Raw genomic sequence first — 18311 nt, 5'->3', positions numbered from 1 at the left:
GGCTGACGGCGGCGGCCATCACGGCCGCGGGGTTTGGCACGCCGTAGCAGGCGACGCCGGGCCCCGGGGTGGTGTAGGAAGCGCGGCATGCCTCGCTACTTCGACGGTGACTTTCTACCCCCCAAGGGCCGCTTCGCCATCTGCGTGGCCCGCTTCAACGGATTCATCACCGAGGAGCTGGCCAAGGGCGCCGTGGACACGCTGGTGCGCCACGGCGTGGCTGACGCGGACATCGACGTTTACCGCTGCCCCGGAACGTATGAGCTGCCTGGGCTGGTCCGGCGCGTGACGGAGACGCGGCAGTACGTGGGCGTCATCACCCTGGGCGCCGTCATCCGGGGCGGGACGCCGCACTTCGACTACGTGGCCGGCGAGTGCGCCAAGGGCATTGGCGCGGTGGCCTTCGAGGCCGCCGCGGCCACCCCGGCGACGACTGTGACCTTCGGCGTGCTGACGACGGACACGGTGGAGCAGGCCATCGACCGGGCGGGCGTGAAGGCGGGGAACAAGGGAGCGGAAGCCACGCTGGCCTGCATTGAAATGGTCAATCTGTACGCGAAGCTGTCGGCGACGGACGGAAGGAAGGCGTAGGCCATGGGCGCGCGAAGAACGGGACGTGAGCGTGCGCTGCAGGCGCTCTATCAGTTGGAGATGGCCACCGCGACGACGGCGGAGGCGCTGGAGTCGGCCTGGTCGGCCGCCGAGGAGAGCGACAAACGGGACCCGGACGCGGTGAAGTTCGCCCGGGAGCTGGTGGAGGGGGTGCAGTCCCACCGGGACGAAATCGACCAGCTCATCGAACGGCACAGCCACAACTGGCGCCTGGACCGCATGTCGCGCATTGACCGGAACGTGCTGCGACTGGGCATCTTCGAGCTGAAGTACCGCCCGGACATCCCCCGCAAGGTGTCCATCAATGAGGCGGTGGAGCTGGGCAAGAACTTCGGCAACGAAGAATCGAGCGCGTTCGTCAACGGGCTCCTGGACCGCGTCGCGGTCGCCCTGAACAAGCCGTGATTCGCTGACGCCAGCCGCGAGGGACGCGCCGTGAGCCAGACGACGACGCACGATATTGGGTTGGAGGGCCTGGACTCGCTGGGCGGGGTGGACGCGCTCTGCCTGTTCATCGCCGAGGATGACCGACCCCTGCCGTCCTCCGCGGGCTTCGTGGACTGGCGGCTGTGTGGCTCGCTCTCGCGGGTGCTCAAGGCCGGCTTCTTCACGGGCGCGAAGGATGACTGGCTGCTGCTGCCCTCGGACGGGAAGCTGGCGGTGCCCCGCATCTTCGTCGTGGGGCTGGGCGCGCGTCAGCGGCTGGACGCGGGCTCGCTGAACGACGCGCTCGCGGAAGCGGGCCGGGTGCTGTCCAAGGCCCGAGTGGAGTCCGTGGCGCTGGAAGTACCCGCCGGCGGTCAGGTGGAGGACGCCGCGCGGGCAGAGGCTTTCCAGAAGGGCTTCCTGCCCGCGTTCAAGGGCGGACGGGTGGCCGTCCTGGCGGACAAGGGACTCGTCAAGTCGCTGCCTGCACGCAAGGGCTGACGCTCGGCGGGCGGGCGGGCCTTCTGCTAGCATGCCTCGCCCGGGGCGAGCGCACATGCGTGTCAAGGTCTTGATTGTCGAGGACTCGAAAGCATCGCGCGAGTACATCGCCGCGATGGTCGAGGCCGTGGAGGGCGTCGAGGTGGTGGTGACCTCGAGCGGCTTCGAGGCCCTGAAGCTGCTGCCGCGTCACCGCTTCGAGCTCATCATCACCGACATCAACATGCCCGACATCAACGGGCTGGAGCTCATCAACTTCGTCAAGAAGAACCCCAACTACCGCGACGTGCCGCTCTTCATCATCACCACGGAGGGGCGCGAGCAGGACCGCGAGCGCGGGCTCGCGTTGGGCGCCGTGGAGTATCTGGTCAAGCCCTTCATCCCCGGGAGCCTCGAAGCGCTCCTGCGGCGCTACCTGAAGCTGCCGTGAGTCCGGGAAGCAAGGCGCTGGCGGAGTTCGTCGCCGAGGCGACCGAGATTCTCGACGCCCTGGCCAGGGACCTGCTCGCGCTCGACGAGCGCCGGGGCCACGAGGCGGATCCGGACCTGGTCAACGGCATCTTCCGCGCGGCGCACTCGCTCAAGGGGTTGTCCGGGCTGTTCGGCCAGGAGCGCATCTCCCGGCTGGCGCATGGGACGGAGGACCTGCTGGACCGGTTGCGGCTGGGGAAGCTGCTGCTGGACGGCGCGGTCCTGGATGCGCTGATTGAAGTCCTGGATGCGTTCCAGGCGCTGCTGGGCGAGGCCGCTCGTGGCACGGAGAGCGAAGGCCTGTCGGCTCGTGTGGAGACGATGGCCGCGCGGATGGCGTCGATGGCCGCTCCGGCGGAGGTCGCGGAGGACGATCCGCTGGACCGGTTGGAGCTGGAGGCGCAGGTCCGCTCCGTCTTCACGGAGTACGAGGAACACCGGCTGCGGGAGAACGTGCGGAGGGGCGTGGCGCTGTGGCGCGTGCGGGCCGCCTTTGATTTGTCCGACTTCGACAAGGGGCTGGCGGAGCTCAACGCGAGGCTCAAGCCCCTGGGCGAGGTCATCAGCACGCTGCCGTCCGCGCAGCCGGGTGGCGCGCATGGCATCGCGTTCGACCTGATTTTCGGTGCGCAGGTCGACCAGGCGTCCCTGGAGACGGGGTTGAAGGGGACGCCCGCGGAGCTGTCCGCGCTGACGGTGCGACCGGCCGCGGCGGCTGCGACGAGCGCGCTGCTTCAGGCCGCGCAACCCGCCGCGGCGGGGCGCTCGACGTCGCCCAAGGGCGGCGGCAAGAAGAAGAAGGGTGTGCGCGTAACGCCCGCCGCGATGCCTCCCGAGGCGCCGCAGCCGCTGCTTCCGCGAGTGTCGGAAGACACGGAATCCGGGCCCCTGGAATGGCCCACGTCGGACGCCGACCTGCCCGCCGATGCTGGCGGCGCGCCTCCACCGACGCACGTGCCTGGGCCCTCCAGCGTGCCGGTCGTCGCCTACCTCCAGGGCGCCGCCAAGGCCTCACCCAAGGGGCTCTCGGTGGCCCCAGCGCCACCGGCCAAGGCCCCCGTGAGTCCCCAGGCGACGCTGACGGCGGACACGTCGCTGCGCTCCCTGACGCAGACGGTGCGCGTGGACATCGGGCGCCTGGATGGCCTCATCAACATGGTGGGCGAGCTGCTGCTCATCAAGGCCAACCTCCAGCGGCTCGCGGAGTCCGCGAGGCAGGATGGCGCGGTGGCGCTCTCCAAGCTGTTCGGCCAGGAGCTGGCGCGCGAGACACGAGGCCTGGAGCGCAAGCTGGAGGCCCTCCAGGAAGGACTCCTCGAAGCGCGGATGGTCCCCGTCGGCCAGGTGTTCGACAAGCTGGCGCGGCTGGTGCGCCGCAGCACCCGCGAGGCGGGGAAGGAAATCGAGCTCGCCATCAGCGGCGGCGAGGTGGAGCTGGACAAGCTCATCGTCGAGGAGCTCAGCGACCCGCTGATGCACCTCATCCGCAACGCCATCGACCACGGCGTCGAGTCCCCCGACGCCCGTCTGGCCGCAGGCAAGCCCCGCCGCGCGGTGGTGGGCCTGCGCGCCGAGCAGAAGGGCAACCACGTCGTCATCGAGGTGAGTGACGACGGCGCCGGCATCGACGAGGTGCGCGTGCGCGAGGTGGCCATCACGCGAGGCGTCATCACCTTCGCCCAGGCCCAGGAGCTGAGCCGGCGGGAGCTGCTCAACCTCATCTTCCAGCCCGGCTTCTCCACCGCCCGCAGCGTGTCCGAGCTCTCCGGCCGGGGCGTCGGGCTGGACGTGGTGAAGAACAACCTGGGCAACCTGTCGGGCATCATCGACGTGTGGAGCGAGCGCGGACGGGGCACCGCCTTCCACCTCACGCTCCCCGTCACGCTGGCCATCATCCGCGCGCTGCTGGTGGGCGTCAGTGGCCGCACCTACGCGGTGCCGCTCAACAGCGTGCTGGAAATCATCTCCGTCCAGCCCAGGGAAATCCGCACCGTGGAGCGGCGCGAGGTCCTGGACCTTCGCGGCCAGACGCTGCCCTTCGTGCGGCTGGCGCGCATGTTCGCCCTGCCGGAGCGTCCGGTGAGCCGCCACTTCGTGGTGGTGGTGGGCCTGGCCCAAGAGCGCCTGGGAATCGCCGTGGACGAGCTGCACGGCCAGCAGGACATCGTCACCAAGCCCCTGGGGGGCCGGCTCCAGTCCGTCCGGGGCATCTCCGGCGCCACCGACCTGGGCAACCGGCGCACCGTCCTGGTGCTGGACGTGGCGGCGCTCCTGGAAGAGGGCATGGCCGTGGAGCGGCGTCGCGCCTGACCCTCGCTGCGGACGGGCGCGCCGGCTGCTATCCTGCGTGGCTGTGTCCCGGTTCTCGGAGCTGCTCGACGACTTCTTCTACCGTCCTGACGAGGACGTCTCCGGGCTCCAGGATTTCGCGGCGGGCAGCGACGGCGTATTGCCCTTGGTCCCCGAGGAGGTGCCCGAGGAGTACCTGGCCTTCCGCCTGGAAGGGGAGTGCTACGCGGTCCCCATCCGAGGGGTGCGTGAAATCTCCAAGGTTCCGCCGCTGACGGAGATTCCCCGGGCCGAGCCCCAGCTCCTGGGCGTGATGAACCTGCGCGGCGAGCTGCTGCCCGTGTACGACGTCAAGATGCGGTTGCGGCTGGCGGAACGGGCGCCCCTGGTCGCCGGGCCCGACGCGCCTGCTCCGCCCCGGAGCGCTCGCATCCTCGTGCTGCGCACGGAGTCAGGGCCCGCGGGAGTGTGGGTGGATGGGGTGGTGGGCGTGGTGAAGCTCAAGCCGTCCATGCTGGAGGCACCGCCGCCGGGGATGCGCGCGGGTGACAGGGATTGCGTGGTGGGCATGGGCCGGCGAGGCCCCATGCTCTACATCCTCTTGGACGCGGAACAGGCGCTCGCCTCATGAAGGACTCCGTCAACCTGCTGCCGCGGCGTCCTCACGCGCTCCCGGATGAAGCGGCCTCGGCCGCGGACACGGTGGTGCAGCTCTGTGCCTTCTTCATCGGCGCGGAGGAGTACGTGTTGGACATCATGCGGGTGGAGGAAATCCTCCCGCTCCAGCGCATCACCTCCATCCCGCACGCCCCGGCGTTCGTGGAGGGCGTGCTCCACCTGCGTGGCCTCATCCTTCCCGTGGTGGACCTGCGGAGCAGGCTCATGGGGGCACCGGGCCCCCAGACGCCGAAGACGCGGCTGCTGGTCTGCAAACTGGGCACGCGGCGCATGGCGGTGAAGGTGGACCGGGTGGCGGAGGTGCTGCGCGTGCGGCGCGGTGACATCAAGCCCGCGCCCGCGCTGGTGGTGGCCGGACACACGCCCTTCGTCGTTGGCGTCTGCGGGCCACCAGACCGGCTCCGGCTGCTGCTGGACCTCAAGGGCTTGCTGCGCGTGGAGTTGGAGCGCGAGTCTTCAAGGAACACGACGTAGGCACACACCTGGGGGATTGCAGTGGGCCATCAAGGACTGGAGCAGCACCGTAGAATCCTCGGCATCCTCTTCATCGCCATCAACGGGCTGTCGGTGCTCGTCGCCGTGGGCGTGATGCTGTTCCTCGGGGCGATGGGCGGGCTGTTGCCAGGCGCGAAGCCCGAGGAGCGGGCGCTGATTGTCGCCGTGGGCATGGGCGTGGGCGGGTGCCTCGCGCTGCTGGGGCTGCCAGGTGTCATCACCGGCTTCGGGTTGCTGAACCGCAAGGCCTGGTCGAGGACGCTGACCCTGGTGCTGGGCATCCTCGCCATCCCCAACGTTCCGCTGGGCACGGCCCTGGGGGCCTACGCCCTCTGGTTCTATCTCCAGCCAGGCTCTGACCAGGTCTTCGACACATGAGCCCCCACGCCGAGCCCCCGGTCGCTGAAGAGGCGCGCTACCTCGCGCTCCAGTCGCTGGACCCGTGCGCGGCGGGCGTTCTGGAGATTCTCGTCGTCGGCTTGCATGACGAGAGCTGGCGCGTGCGCCACGTCGCGGCGGAGGCCCTCAAGCGGATGCCCGCATCGAGCGAGCTCGCGGCCCGGCTCATCTCCGTGCTGGGGGAGCGAGGAGAGACGGGGGCTCGGAACGCGGCGGCGGAGGCGCTCGCGGGGCTGGGCGGTGCCGCGTTGGGCCCGCTGATGGGCCTGCTGGCCCATCCAGACCCGGACCAGCGCAAGTTCGCCGCGGACATCCTCGGACAGCTGGGGCATCGCGATGCGGAGGTCCCGCTGGTGCGGTCGCTCTCGGACGCGGACCTCAACGTGCGCGTGTCCGCGGCGGAGGCACTGGGGCGCATCGGCGGCGCGCAGGCCGCCGCCGCGCTGGAGTCGCTGCTGGCGGAGCCGGAGCCGCTGCTTCGCCTGTCCGCCCTGGAAGGGCTGACGCTCCTTCAACATGCGGCGCCCCTGCCGGTGGTGAAGGCCTTGCTGGAGGACCCTCGGCTTCAGCGGAGCGCCTACCGGATGCTGGGCCTCATTCCGGAGGCGGACGCCACGGCGCGCATCTGCCTGGGCCTCACGTCGGAGCTGCGCTCGGTGCGAGAGGCGGCGCTGTCCGCGCTGGGGACCCAGGCCGCGCGAGCCGACGGTGCGCGACGCGGGGACTTCGAAGCGGTGGTGCGTGAAGCGCTCTTGCCCCTGCCCGGCGTGACGCCGCGACTGGCCGAGGCGCTGGCGTCCGAGGACGTCCTGGTGCGCGCGGGCTCGCTGGTGGCGGTGGCCTCGCTGGGTGATGCGGCGCTGGCCGTGCCCGTGGCGGAGTGCGCGCGCGAGGCGCGGCTCCTGCGTGAGGTGCTGCACACGCTGGGCAGGCTGGGGCCGGATGGCGGGCGCACCTTGCTCCAGGGCCTGCAGGACCTGTCGCTACCGGCGCGGGCCGCCGCGGCCGAAGCGCTGGTGGACCTGGTCGACGCCTCGGCGGTGGCGCCGCTGTGCGCGTTGCTGGAGTGGGTGGAGGACGAGCTCCGCGCGGTGGTGGTGCGGGCCTTGGGGCGCACGGGCGCGGCCTTGGCGGTGCCGCCGCTCGTGGCCCTTCTGGAAGAGCCGTCCCTCGTGGGAGCGGCGACGCGCTCCCTGGCCGGGCTGGCGGAGGCGTGTCGGCCGGCGGTGCTGGCGGCGTTGGAGGACGCGGTGGCGCGCAGGGCCTCGCCCGCGGCGGTCGCCGCCCTGGCCCGCGTGGGCGGCGTGCCGGCCCTGCCCACGTTGAAGCGGCTGGCGCGGGACGAAGAGCCTCGGTGGCGCGCGGCGGCGGTGGTGGCGGCGTGTGAGCTGGAGGGTGACGTCGGCCGGGAGTGGGTGCGCGCGGCGCTCGCGGATGAGTCCGTGCCGGTGCGCATCGCGGGCACGCGGGCCCTGGCGCGGCTGGGCGGGCTGGACGTGGGCGCGCTGCTGTCACCGGTGCTGAGGGACGAGGACCCCTCCGTGCGGGTGGCCGCGGTGGAGGCGGCGGGGGACTGCGGTGCGTTGGACCGGGTGCCGGACCTGGTGGCGCTGACGCGGGACGCGGACGGCGCGTTGGCGGTGGCCGCGGTGCGGGCCCTGGCGCGGCTGGGCGCGGCGGGCCCAGGGGTGTTGCGGGAGGCCGCGGGCCATCCGGACGTGGAGGTGGTGAAGGCGGCGCTGGCGGCGGGGGCGGAGTCGTCAGCCGGGGTGACGATGGCGCTGTCCCTGCTGCGTCATGCGCGCTGGGATGTCCGCGCGGCGGCGGCGCGGGTGCTGGGAGATTCGGCGGGGCCGGAGTGTCTGTCCGCCGCCCGGGAGGCGCTGGAGGCGGAGTCGGACGCCCTGGCGCTGCGAGCCCTCACCGACGCCGTGGAGCGCCTGCTCCGGCGCTGAGAGGCCTCCATGGCGCGCTTCGACGACGGACGTCCGGAGATGTCAGCGGAGGAGTTCCGTCTCCTCCGGGACCACGTGTACTCGCACTGCGGCATCCTGGTGCACGAGGACATGAAGTTCGTGATGGAGCGCCGGCTGTGGCCCCGGCTGGAGCTGCTGGGGCTGCCGGACTACGGCGCGTACCACCGCTACCTGCGCTACGACGCCAACCGGCACGCCGAGCTGGAGGCGGCCGTCGAATCCCTCACCACCCACGAGACGTACTTCTTCCGCGAGCCCACGCAGCTCAAGGCCTTCACGGACGAGCTGCTCCCGGTGGTGGAGCAGCGCAACGCGCGGCTGCGGCGGCTCCGGGTGTGGTCCGCGGGGTGCTCATCCGGGGAGGAGGCCTACACGCTGGCGATGCTCCTCAAGGACAGCCGCCGCTTCGACGACTGGGACGTGGAGGTCCTGGGCACGGACATCTCCCGGCGCGTGCTGGCCATGGCGCGGCGAGCGGAGTACGGGCCCTCCGCGCTGCGCGCCACCTCGCCGGAGTTGCTGGAGCGCCACTTCGTTTCGCTGGGCAACAACCGCGTGCGCGTCCGGGACGAAGTGCGCGCCTGGGTGTCCTTTGGCCACCACAACCTGCTGGACGAGGTGGGGAGCCAACTGGTGCCCCGCATGGACGTGGTGTTCTGCCGCAACGTGCTCATCTACTTCGACCTGGCGGCGCGCCGGAAGTTCCTGGGCATCGTTCGGGACCGGCTGGTGCCAGGGGGGCACCTGCTACTGGGACACTCAGAGAACCTGCTGAACCTGGGCTCGGACTTCGAGTTCGTTCACCTGCGCGGGGACCTGGTGTACCGGAGGCCGGAGCTGGACGAAGGAGCGCGTCGATGAGCAGCAAGGACGTCATCTCCGTACTCGTCATTGACGACTCGGCCCACAACCGGCGCACCCTCTCCACGATGCTGGAGTCGGAGCCGGACGTGCGAGTGGTGGACCGCGCGGCGGATGGCGAAGAGGGGCTGAAGAAGGTCGTGGACCTGAAGCCGGACGTGGTGACGTTGGACCTGGAGATGCCGAAGCTCGGGGGCTACACGTTCCTCCGCCTGCTGATGCGCACGGCGCCCACGCCCGTCATCGTCATCTCCAGCTATTCGCACCGCTCGGACGTCTTCAAGGCGCTGGAGCTGGGGGCGTTCGACTTCATCGCCAAGCCGCAGCACCCGACCTTCGACGCCATGGAGGCGCTTCGGGTGGAGCTGCTGGAGAAGGTCCGGGCGGCGCGGCACGTGCGCCCCGGCTACCGGCACGCGGCGCCAGGGGCTCGCGCCATGACGGTGGCGGGTGAGCCGCCGCTGGTGGTGGCCGTGGGCGCCTCCACGGGCGGCCCCCCGGCGGTGCAGCGGGTGCTGGAGGGGCTGGCCGTGGAGCCCACGCCGTGCGTGTTGGTCTGCCAGCACATGCCGCCGCAGTTCACCCGCGCCTTCGCGGACCGGTTGGACCGCATCGGCCCCTTCACCGTGACGGAGGCCCGTGACGGAGACCTGGTGGAGCCCGGGCATGTGTACATCGCTCCGGGAGGGCGGCACCTGGTGGTGGCGGAGCGGGGCTCCCGGCTGGAGCTGCACACGCCGCCGTCCACGCCCGTGGACAAGTACGCGCCCAGCGTGGACCGCCTCTTCGCCAGCATGGCGCAGGTGCTGGGCGCCAAGGCCCTGGGGGTGGTGCTGACAGGCATGGGCGCGGACGGCGCGGAGGGCGCGCGCGAGGTGCACCGCGCGGGCGGCGAGGTCTGGGCGCAGTCGGAGGAGACCTCGGTGGTGTTCGGCATGCCGGGCGAGGCCATCGCCACCGGGGCGGTGAAGCGGGTGATTCCACTGGGTGACATCGGCCCGGCGCTCGCGGCCCTGGCGCGGCGGCGGCGCTGAAACTCCGGCCCTGGCCGCACGGGTGCTAACGTCCGCGGCCCATGACGCAGCAGATTCGAGCCTTGGTGGTGGATGACTCGCAGGCCATGCGGCGCAGCATCATGTACGCGCTGCAGCGCCTGTCCGGCGTGGTGTGTACCGAGGCGCAGGACGGCGCCGAGGGCTTGAAGAAGCTGACGCAGGGCCGCTTCGACCTGGTGCTCACGGACATCAACATGCCGCTGATGGACGGGCTGAAGCTCATCAGCCACATCCGGCAGGCGACCGAGTACCGGAACGTCCCCATCATCGTCGTCACCACGGAGGGCGCGGCGGCGGACCGGGAGCGCGCGATGAAGCTGGGCGCCAGCGCGTACCTGGTGAAACCCGTGCAGGCGAAGGTCGTGCTGGATACCGTTCGGGACCTGCTGAAGCTGGACTGAAGGCGAGCGCGCACGAATGGATTCCGTCCTGCGGGTGGAGGGCCTGGAGAAGACGTATGGCGAGGTGAAGGCCGTGCAGGGGCTGGCCTTCGAGGTGGCGCCCGGCGAGGTGCTCGGGCTGGTGGGGCCCAACGGCGCGGGGAAGACGTCCACGTTGCGGTGCCTGGCGGGCATCCTGCCGCCCAGCTCGGGCCGCATCCTGGTCGCGGGGCATGACTTGTCGCGCACGCCGGTAGACGCGAAGCGCGCGCTGGCCTTCCTGCCGGACGAGCCGCGCTTCTTCGAATACCTCACGGTGTGGGAGCACCTGAACTTCACGGCGCGGCTTTATGGCGTGGAGGACTGGGAGGAGCGGGGGCGCGCGCTGCTGGAGGAGATGGAGCTGACGGGCAAGGAGAAGTCCCTGCCGGGCGAGCTGTCGCGAGGCATGAAGCAGAAGCTGTCCATCGCCTGTGGCTTCCTGCACTCGCCGAAGCTCATCCTCCTGGACGAGCCGCTCACCGGCCTGGACCCCATCGGCATCCGGCGGATGAAGGCGTCGCTGCGGCGCCGGGCGGAGGAGGGCGCGTCCCTGGTGCTGTCCTCGCATCTGCTGCCGCTGGTGGAGGAGCTGTGCCACCGGCTGCTCGTCATCGCCGGAGGCAAGGCCATGGCGCTGGGCAGCCTGGACGACATCCGCGGGCGGCTGAGCGGCGCGGAAGGGGAGCACGCCTCGCTGGAGGAGCTCTTCGTTCGCATCACCAGCGCGGGGACGCAGGCGCCGTGAGCTTCCCTCGGGCGGTGGCCTTCCTCTGGGCCGCGACCTGGCGCAACCGCGTCCGGCGGCAACTGGAGCGGCTGCGCAAGCCGCGCTACCTCCTGGGCGCGCTGGTGGGCGCGGCGTATCTCTATTCCGTCTTCTTCCGGCGCCTGGACTTCCGTGGGCCGGTGGGCCCGGTGTCCGATGGCGTGCGCCTGTTCGCCGAGCTGTCGCTGGTCGGCTCCGCGCTGGGGACGCTGTTCGCCGCGTGGGCGCTGGGCAAGGACCGGCCGTCGCTGAGCTTCACGGAGACGGAGGTGGTGCAGCTCTTCCCCGCGCCTGTCCCTCGCAGGGCCCTGCTGCAATACAAGCTGGTGCGTGGGCTCCTGGGCACGTCACTGGGCGCGCTGTTCGCCACGCTGTTCCTCGGGCGGACCCTCAGCCCGCAGCCCGTCCTCTTCTTCGTGGGGGCGTGTCTGGCATTGGGCACCCTCTATCTGCACTCGACGGCGGCGTCCTTCGTGCGCACGCGGCTGGCGGCGTGGGGCCTTTGGGGCCAGGTGGTCCGTTGGGGCGCGGTGGGTGGCGTCCTGGCGCTCGTGGCGCTGGCGGTGCTCACCTCGCTGCGTGAGCACCCGGTGCCCGAGGACCTGTCGTCAGGCCGCGCGCTTCGCGCGTGGTTGCAGGCGCTGATGGCGTCATCCGGCGTGGAGGCCGTGTTGTGGCCGGGCCGGCTGCTGGTGGCGCCCGCGCTGGCGCGGAGCGTGGGCGACTTCCTGCGGGCCCTGCCACCGGTGTTGGCGCTGATGGTGGCGCACTACGGCTGGGTGCTCTGGGCCGAAGTCCCGTTCGAGGAGACGGCGGTGGTGCGCGCGGAGTCCCGCTCACGGGAGCGCATGCTGCGGGCCTCGGGGCGGATGACACGTGTGGGCTCGCTCACGTTGCGCCGCCCGCCGTTCCGACTTTTGCCCCGCGGCCGTCCGGAGGTGGCGCTCATCTGGAAGAACCTGATTGCACGCAAGCGGATGGGCGGCGGGTTCGCCGTGTTCCTCGCCTTCATCATCCTGGGCGGTGCCATCGCGGCGATGATGGGCGACACGCGTCTGTTCACGGACACGCGGCGGGTGCTCGGGCCGGTGGCGCTGACGTTGTCGGTGATGCTGACGGTGGTGGGGCCGAGCGCCTTCCGCATGGACCTGCGGATGGACCTCCCCAAGCTGGACCTGCTGCGCGCCATGCCCCTGACGGGACGGCAGGTGGTGAGCGCGCAGTTGGCGGCGTCCTCGCTGGCCCTGGCCTCGTTCCAGCTCGCGCTGTTGGCGGTGGCGCTCGTCCTGGGGCCGGGCGTGGAGGCGTCGCGCCTGGGCGGTTGGTGGTGGCCAGGAGGGGTGGCGCTGGCGTTCCTGCTCCCGGCCGTGTCGCTGTCGGGCCTCTTCGTGCAGAACGCCGCGGTGGTCCTCTTTCCTTCGTGGGTGCCGGCGGACACGGGCGAGCGGGCGCGCGGCATCGAGGCGATGGGCCAGCGCCTGCTGGCCGTCGTGGGCACGCTGGTGGTGATGCTGGTGGGGCTGATCCCCGCGGGGCTGGTGGCGCTCGTGGTGGGCCTCCCCGCGTCGACGCTGCTGGGCCCCTGGGCCCTGCCCGTGGCGGGCTTCGTCGCGGCGGCGGTGCTGGTGGGGGAGGTGTGGCTGGGCGTCATGGCGCTGGGCCACGCCTTCGAGCGCCTGGACGTCTCCGAGGACCGGCCGGAGTAGGTCGCGCCGCGTTCGTTCCTGGACGTGCGCGTGCTTTGCGGTGGTGGGGCTCCTGGGCGCGGATTATCCGGGCCGCTTTCGGGAGGAGACGCGCATGAAGGTGGGATTCATTGGCCTGGGCAACATGGGACTGCCCATGGCGGCGAGCCTGGTGGCCGCGGGGCACGAGCTGACGGTGTGGAACCGCACCGAGTCCAAGGCCGCGCCGTTGAAGGAGAAGGGGGCACGCGTCGCCCGCAGCCCCGCGGAGGTGGCGCGCGGCGCGGAGGTCGTCTTCAGCATGCTGGCGGACGATGCGGCGGTGACGTCGGCGGTGTTCGGTCAGGACGGACTCCAGGCGGGCCTGGCGCCAGGGGCCGTTCACATCTCGTCGAGCACGCTCTCCGTGGCGCTGTCCGAACGGCTGGCGGAGACGCATGCGAGCGCCGGTCAGCGGTATCTCTCCGCGCCGGTGTTCGGCCGTCCCACCGCGGCGGCATCGAAGCAGCTGTGGGTGGTGGCCGCCGGCCCGAAGCAGGACGTGGACCGCTGCCGCCCGCTGCTGGAGGCGCTGGGGCGCGGCCTCACCGTGTTGGGGGACCGTGCCCCGGCGGCCAACGTCGTGAAGCTGTCGGGCAACTTCCTCATCGCGTCGATGATGGAGGCGCTCTCCGAGTCCTTCGCCCTGACGCGCAAGTCCGGCATCGAGCCGAAGGTGTTCCTGGAGGTCTTCCAGTCCGTCTTCGCGCGCTCGCCCATCTTCGAGGGGTACGCGCAGCTCATCGCGGAGGAGAAGTACAGCCCGGCGGGCTTCAAGATGAGGCTGGGGCTCAAGGACGTGGAGCTCGTCCTGGGGGCGGCGCGCACCGCAGAGGTGCCCATGCCGCTGGCCAGCCTGGTGAAGGACCAGCTCCTGGGAGGCGTCGCGCAGGGCCATGGCGACTTGGACTGGTCCGCGCTGGGGGCGCTCGTCGCCGAACGGGCCGGGTTGAAGCAGGGCGGCTGAGCGCCCGCGCTCCAGGTGCACGCCCGACTGCCGCGCACCTGGAGCTTCAGGGACTGCGAAGAGCGCCTACTGCCGCGCGTCCATCTCCGCCGCGGGGATGGGGAAGCGCTCGTGGGGCGCGATTTCGGCATCAATCTCGCGCGGGAGCGTGTCGAGTCGCCCGTAGCGCCGCAGGTCAATCCAACGGTGGCCGCCTTCGAACAGGAGTGAGAACCGCTTCTGCTTCAGCAGTTCGTCCAGCGCGTTGTCCTCGGTGATGTCCAGCTTCGGGGGCAGCCGGCCAGAGGTGGTGCGGATGAAGTTGAGGTCGTCCGCGGCAGGTCCGAAGTTCCTCTCACCGATGTTGGCCTCCGCGCGCAGGAGGATGAGCTCCTCGTTGCGGATGATGGGCACGGGGGAGTTGTTCGAGGGGTAGATGCGGAAGCGCCACTCCGTTCGCAGCTTTCCGCCCGCCTCGGTCTTGGCCTCGGCCAAGCGCGTGAGCTTCCGGTTGACGCGGTCATCCACGGTGCCGTCCTCCTGGAGCTCCGCGTCGGTGACGTTCGACGGGTGGGCGTAGACGTTGACGCTGATGAGACCGTTGTCGGTGTCGCCGGAGTTCGTCCCATAGGCGTGGAAGACGCCCTGGTCCAACGGTGCGTTCTGATTGAGGAAGGACTGGCTCAGGGCGGTGAGCGCCTCGGCGTAGCGTCCGCGGTACACCGCCACCCGCGCGGCGAGCGCGCGGTTGAACTGCTGGAACGTCGTGGGCGTGTTGAATCCGGCGAAGCCCGGGCTGAGCTGGAAGGGGAAGGCGTCCCCCGCGTTCGCCAGGTGGGCATGGCCCTCGTTGAGCAGCGCGGCGATGCGCTCGAACACAGCCTCCTTGCCGACAATGGGGGCGAGTTGCCCGACGGGTAGGTTGACGTCGATGGGCGCTCCATGGGTGTCCCGCGTGTTGATGACCACGAGGAAGTCCAGGGCTTGAATCGTCTTCGCGAAGCCGCGGAGGCCTTCCTTGTCGGTGTCGGGCGTATTGGGGACCTTGTCCAGGGAGTCCAGCAGCGCGTTGGCGTTGCGGATGTTCAGGTAGGGGTTGGTCCAGTGATTGCCACCGAACGCCGGGCCGCCGGGGTCCAGGGTAGGGCCCAGCAGTTCGTTGACGGAGCGCGGGTCCGAGGGGTCGAAGACGTAAGCCTCACGTCCGATGATGCCGAGCTGGGCCACGTAGCCGTTGGGCGCGGCGACGCCAGCGCGGTGGCCGACGAGCAGGCCCGTGGCGGCGGTGAGCACCGCGGGACGCGTGGGCCGCTCACGGAAGTCATCGAGGCTGGGGTTGTTCAGGTCCGGGACGTCCATGCTCCCGCAGCCGCTCAGGCCCAGGACAGCGAAGAGCCCCACGAAGGTCTTCTTGGTCAGTTGGATGGTCATGGCTCAGAACCCGACGTCGATGGAGGTCCAGAAACTGCGGCTGGGAGGGAAGGGGGCCACGTCGATGTTTCGGGCGATGGCCTGGTTGCCGAAGTTGCTCACCTCCGGATCCAGCCCGGAGTACCCGGTGAACATGAGGAGGTTGCGTCCGCTCAGGCTCAGCCGGGCGGACTTCACCGCGGGGACCATGGACACCCAGTCCTTGGGCAACTGGTACATGAAGGTCACCTCACGCAGCTTGAGGAAGCTGGCGTCTTCGAGGTACGCGTCCGCGTGCGCGCTGCGCCGTGCGATCCGCTCGCGCCCGCCCGTCGTGTAGTCCGGTGACGTCCCGGCGCCGTCGTAGATGTACCGCGTCAGGTTGATGACGTCGCTGCCCTGCTGCCAGTCGAACAGGAAGGACAGGCTGAAGTCCCGGTACTTGAGGCTGTTGGTGAAGGACATGCGGAAGGTGGGCTCGGTGTCGCCAATCTTCCGGACAATCGGGCGGCCGTTCTCATCGACGCCGTCGTTGCCGACAATCTGTGTCGCCGTCGCGCCTTCCTCGATGCGGAAGGCGCCCAGGCTGGTGCCGAACCCGCCGGCGAGGAACGCGGGTACGGGCAGGTCCGTCACCCGGCTCCGGTTGAGGGCGAACGTGGCGCCGCTGGTCCACTCGAAGCCGCCGCGCACGGGCGTCACCTGGAGCATGGCCTCGACGCCACGGTTGCGCAGCGAGCCGCCGTTGAAGATCTGCGTAGTGAAACCGCCGGACGGGGCCAGGGCGCGCTGCAGCAGCAGGTCGCTGATGTTGCGCTGGTAGATGGACACTTCCGCGACCACGTCGCCGCCGAACAGGAGGGCGTCCACGCCGGCTTCAAGCTCGCGCTGCCGCTCTGGCTGGATGTTCGGGTCACCCGCGATGCCGGTGCCCACCAGACCCGGGCTGCCGGCGATGTTGCCGGTGGCGCGCAGGCCGTTGAACTTCATGCCGTACAGCGGCAGGTTGCCTGTCTCGCCGTAGGCCGCGCGGACCTTGAATTCGTTCACCTTCGGGTGGAACGAGGGGATCCGGTAGGCGGTGGCCAGCTTCGGGTACAGGAACAGCGCGTTGGGGTTGCCGTTGGCGCTGCTCTGCTCGGCGCGCAGCGCGCCCACCAGCGTCAGCCGCTGGTCCAGCATGAGCACCTCCTCCTGGACGTAGTAGCCCCGGTCCCTCACCAGCGAGCGGTTCTGCCGCAGGTTGACCACCGTGCCGCTGTCCACGTTCTGCTGACCCGCGTTCAGGTTCTTGCTGACGATGTAGACGGAGTCGATGTTGCGCTCTTCGAACTGGAGGCCGCCAGACGTGGTCGCCACGATGCTGCCCGACGTGGGCTTGTAGGTGTGCACCAGGTTCAGGCCGGAGTTCAGGTTGCGCACCTGGCTGGTGCCGAAGAGCGACGAGCCCGGAAGACCGTCATCCAGCGGCTCGAAATTGAGCTCGGGTGGGAAGAAGAGCGAGTTCTCCTGCTGGAAGCGGTCCACGCCCGCGTTGGCCAGCACGCGCAGGTGATGGGCCTCTGTCTTCCACAGGTGCCACGTCAGGTCGCCGGACCCGATGAAGCGCCACACGTTCTCGTCGTTCTTCACCAGCGCGGCCGTCTGCAAGGGGTTGGCGCCGTTGGAGAGGAAGGGGTTCTGCGGGTACACGCCGTCCGAGTTGGCCTCCAGCGGGAGGAACTCCGGCGCGTGTGGCAGCACCATGTAGTTGCTGATGCTTGCGTTGTCGTTGTTCGTCAGTCCGCGCTGGCCCAGGGAGTGAATCAGGTTGGTGGCGACGTTGACCTCCACCGCCTCACCCAGCTTCTGGCCCAGGTTCAGCCGGAACGACTGCTTCTCGTACCCGGTGTTGGCGATGATGCCTTCGTCGTTCTTGATCATCGCCGACGCGAAGTACTTCGTGTTGCCCGTCACGCCGCTGACGCTGGCCAGCGTCTCCGAGGACAAGTCGCGGCGGCCAGCCAGGGCGGACTCGTGGTCGAACCGGCGACCCTCCACGTAGTACTGGGTCGCGGCCTCGTCGTACGTGTCGCGCACCTCGTCCACGCTGTTGAAGCGGCGGGTGCCAATCTTGTTGGCCAGCGTGTACATGCCCAGGCGCTGCGTCACCGCGAACTCCGGCTCGCTGGAGCGGCCCCGCTTGGTGTTGATGATGACCACGCCGTTGGCGGCCTTGGAGCCGTAGATGGCGGCGGCGGACGCGCCCTTGAGGACCTCGATGCTCTCGATGTCGTTGGGGTTGATGTCCGCGATGCGGTTGACCTGGTTGTCCTGGGTGGGGTTCGCGTTGGCGCCGGCCACGGACTCGGTGACGGCGAACACCCCCGAAGCAATGGCCACGTCGCTGACGAGCACCCCGTCGATGACGTAGAGCGGGGCGGAGGAGCCGTTGATGGTGGACACGCCGCGCAGCCGGAGCTGGAGGCCGCCACCGGGCGCGCCGCCGTTGCTTTGGATGTTGGCGCCGGCGACCTTGCCCTGGAGCGCCTGGTCCACCGTCTGGGCGGGGGCGCGGTTGATCTCCTCGGCGTTCACCGAGGCCACCGAGTTGGCCAGGTTCTTTCGCGCTACTTCGCTGGCGCGGCCCACCACGACCATCTCCTCCGAGAAGATGTTCTCCAGCGCGACCTCCACGGTGCGCTGGTTGGCGCCAATCTGCACCTCCCGCTCGCCGTAGTCCTGGCTGGAGAAGAGCAGCGTCACCGCGCGGGCGGGCACGTTGGGCAGGGTGAAGGTGCCGTCCAACTCCGTCTCCACGCCCTGCGTGGTGCCCTTGATGATGACGCGCACCAGGGGCAGTCCCTCATTGGTGAGGCGGTCGGCGACGCGGCCCTTCACCGTGCGCCCGCTCACTGGCGCGGGCGCGGGCGCGGGGGCCATGGGCGCCGGCTGCGGCGCGGGTGCCGCTGGTGTCTGTGTTTCGGGAACGGCTGGCGCGATATTCGCGTCCTGTGCCAGCGTTTCCAACGAGAAGAGTGCAAACACGCACCCCGGAATCAACGCCCTTCTCAGCGTCATTCAGTCCTCACTCGCTGCGGATGGACGGCTCCCCCCAAGGCAGGATGCCGGTGAGGGGAATCGTCACCGGGTCAACGATTGGCCGTCAACGGCATATCCTCACTTTTGATGTTAATCTTTGAATGCAGGTTGACGAGAATGTTTGCCCGCCGCTGGAGCCCACGCGATTTACGTCTGTCATCTGGGGAGGCGCGGCGCGTCACCGGCCAAGGAGGCGAGG

17 protein-coding genes are annotated in these 18311 nt (G+C 70.2%); 15 read left to right on the top strand and 2 right to left on the bottom strand.

Annotated elements, in window-relative coordinates; genetic code table 11:
* The first annotated feature begins 87 nt into the window (after positions 1-87).
* The 15 genes from ribH (at position 88) to HV824_RS08495 (ending at position 13642) form a co-directional block, all read left to right on the top strand.
* Positions 88-591 (top strand): 6,7-dimethyl-8-ribityllumazine synthase, encoded by a 504-nt coding sequence (gene ribH / locus HV824_RS08565; RefSeq protein WP_163786472.1) that lies wholly within the window; start codon positions 88-90, stop codon positions 589-591.
* 3 nt (positions 592-594) lie between these two features.
* Complete coding sequence (nusB, locus tag HV824_RS08560) at positions 595-1017, top strand: transcription antitermination factor NusB (RefSeq protein ID WP_163786473.1); 423 nt, start codon at positions 595-597, stop codon at positions 1015-1017.
* Between the two features lie 30 nt (positions 1018-1047).
* Entirely contained in the window at positions 1048-1539 is a 492-nt protein-coding gene (locus HV824_RS08555; RefSeq protein WP_176418414.1) for a M17 family peptidase N-terminal domain-containing protein, read from the top strand.
* Between the two features lie 55 nt (positions 1540-1594).
* The gene (locus HV824_RS08550) at positions 1595-1969 is read left to right on the top strand and encodes a response regulator (protein WP_176410813.1); all 375 of its coding nucleotides are present in this window, start codon (positions 1595-1597) and stop codon (positions 1967-1969) included.
* Positions 1966-4320, top strand: a complete 2355-nt coding sequence (locus HV824_RS08545) for a chemotaxis protein CheA (RefSeq protein WP_176418415.1) — start codon at positions 1966-1968, stop codon at positions 4318-4320. Before HV824_RS08550 ends, HV824_RS08545 begins: the two co-directional genes overlap by 4 nt.
* 43 nt (positions 4321-4363) lie before the next feature.
* Positions 4364-4930 carry a chemotaxis protein CheW gene (locus HV824_RS08540; protein WP_176418462.1) on the top strand — a complete coding sequence of 189 codons (567 nt, stop codon included), beginning with the start codon at positions 4364-4366 and terminating at the stop codon, positions 4928-4930.
* Positions 4927-5451: a chemotaxis protein CheW gene (locus tag HV824_RS08535; RefSeq protein WP_176423039.1), complete on the top strand. Its 525-nt coding sequence runs from the start codon at positions 4927-4929 to the stop codon at positions 5449-5451. The genes HV824_RS08540 and HV824_RS08535 overlap by 4 nt, the downstream gene beginning before the upstream one ends.
* Positions 5452-5472: 21 nt before the next feature.
* On the top strand, positions 5473-5850 hold the full coding sequence (locus tag HV824_RS08530; protein WP_176418417.1) for a hypothetical protein: 378 nt from the start codon (positions 5473-5475) through the stop codon (positions 5848-5850).
* Positions 5847-7826 carry a HEAT repeat domain-containing protein gene (locus HV824_RS08525; RefSeq protein WP_176423038.1) on the top strand — a complete coding sequence of 660 codons (1980 nt, stop codon included), beginning with the start codon at positions 5847-5849 and terminating at the stop codon, positions 7824-7826. Before HV824_RS08530 ends, HV824_RS08525 begins: the two co-directional genes overlap by 4 nt.
* 9 nt (positions 7827-7835) lie before the next feature.
* Complete coding sequence (locus tag HV824_RS08520; RefSeq protein WP_176418419.1) at positions 7836-8708, top strand: protein-glutamate O-methyltransferase CheR; 873 nt, start codon at positions 7836-7838, stop codon at positions 8706-8708.
* Positions 8705-9742, top strand: coding sequence for a chemotaxis response regulator protein-glutamate methylesterase (locus HV824_RS08515; RefSeq protein ID WP_176423037.1), 1038 nt, complete (start codon positions 8705-8707; stop codon positions 9740-9742). Before HV824_RS08520 ends, HV824_RS08515 begins: the two co-directional genes overlap by 4 nt.
* Positions 9743-9783: 41 nt before the next feature.
* Positions 9784-10164: a response regulator gene (locus tag HV824_RS08510; protein ID WP_011554738.1), complete on the top strand. Its 381-nt coding sequence runs from the start codon at positions 9784-9786 to the stop codon at positions 10162-10164.
* Between the two features lie 16 nt (positions 10165-10180).
* Positions 10181-10930, top strand: coding sequence for an ABC transporter ATP-binding protein (locus HV824_RS08505; RefSeq protein WP_176423036.1), 750 nt, complete (start codon positions 10181-10183; stop codon positions 10928-10930).
* Positions 10927-12657, top strand: a complete 1731-nt coding sequence (locus HV824_RS08500; protein ID WP_176423035.1) for a putative ABC exporter domain-containing protein — start codon at positions 10927-10929, stop codon at positions 12655-12657. Before HV824_RS08505 ends, HV824_RS08500 begins: the two co-directional genes overlap by 4 nt.
* Before the next feature lie 94 nt (positions 12658-12751).
* Positions 12752-13642: an NAD(P)-dependent oxidoreductase gene (locus HV824_RS08495; RefSeq protein WP_176423034.1), complete on the top strand. Its 891-nt coding sequence runs from the start codon at positions 12752-12754 to the stop codon at positions 13640-13642.
* A 66-nt stretch (positions 13643-13708) separates the two neighbouring features.
* Here the strand turns inward: HV824_RS08495 and HV824_RS08490 are convergent, their stop codons facing one another.
* Positions 13709-15052 carry a RagB/SusD family nutrient uptake outer membrane protein gene (locus HV824_RS08490; RefSeq protein ID WP_176418424.1) on the bottom strand — a complete coding sequence of 448 codons (1344 nt, stop codon included), beginning with the start codon at positions 15050-15052 and terminating at the stop codon, positions 13709-13711.
* A gap of 3 nt (positions 15053-15055) precedes the next feature.
* Positions 15056-17953, bottom strand: a complete 2898-nt coding sequence (locus HV824_RS08485) for a SusC/RagA family TonB-linked outer membrane protein (protein ID WP_217917217.1) — start codon at positions 17951-17953, stop codon at positions 15056-15058.
* Positions 17954-18311 lie beyond the last annotated feature (358 nt).

It is taken from the genome of Myxococcus sp. AM009, from assembly GCF_013372605.1.
Taxonomy (GTDB): domain Bacteria; phylum Myxococcota; class Myxococcia; order Myxococcales; family Myxococcaceae; genus Myxococcus; species Myxococcus vastator.
Note: the sequence above shows the minus strand (reverse complement) of the source record. Positions and strands in the feature narration are given on the sequence as shown.

Bases quoted from the DNA above. Each gene is read 5' to 3' on its own strand.
- HV824_RS08495 (WP_176423034.1), top strand. From the start codon at position 12,752: ATGAAGGTGGGATTCATTGGCCTGGGCAACATGGGACTGCCCATGGCG.
- HV824_RS08515 (WP_176423037.1), top strand. From the start codon at position 8,705: ATGAGCAGCAAGGACGTCATCTCCGTACTCGTCATTGACGACTCGGCC.
- ribH (WP_163786472.1), top strand. From the start codon at position 88: ATGCCTCGCTACTTCGACGGTGACTTTCTACCCCCCAAGGGCCGCTTC.
- HV824_RS08525 (WP_176423038.1), top strand. From the start codon at position 5,847: ATGAGCCCCCACGCCGAGCCCCCGGTCGCTGAAGAGGCGCGCTACCTC.
- HV824_RS08510 (WP_011554738.1), top strand. From the start codon at position 9,784: ATGACGCAGCAGATTCGAGCCTTGGTGGTGGATGACTCGCAGGCCATG.
- HV824_RS08505 (WP_176423036.1), top strand. From the start codon at position 10,181: ATGGATTCCGTCCTGCGGGTGGAGGGCCTGGAGAAGACGTATGGCGAG.
- HV824_RS08485 (WP_217917217.1), bottom strand. From the start codon at position 17,953: ATGGCCCCCGCGCCCGCGCCCGCGCCAGTGAGCGGGCGCACGGTGAAG.
- HV824_RS08490 (WP_176418424.1), bottom strand. From the start codon at position 15,052: ATGACCATCCAACTGACCAAGAAGACCTTCGTGGGGCTCTTCGCTGTC.
- HV824_RS08520 (WP_176418419.1), top strand. From the start codon at position 7,836: ATGGCGCGCTTCGACGACGGACGTCCGGAGATGTCAGCGGAGGAGTTC.
- HV824_RS08550 (WP_176410813.1), top strand. From the start codon at position 1,595: ATGCGTGTCAAGGTCTTGATTGTCGAGGACTCGAAAGCATCGCGCGAG.
- HV824_RS08535 (WP_176423039.1), top strand. From the start codon at position 4,927: ATGAAGGACTCCGTCAACCTGCTGCCGCGGCGTCCTCACGCGCTCCCG.
- nusB (WP_163786473.1), top strand. From the start codon at position 595: ATGGGCGCGCGAAGAACGGGACGTGAGCGTGCGCTGCAGGCGCTCTAT.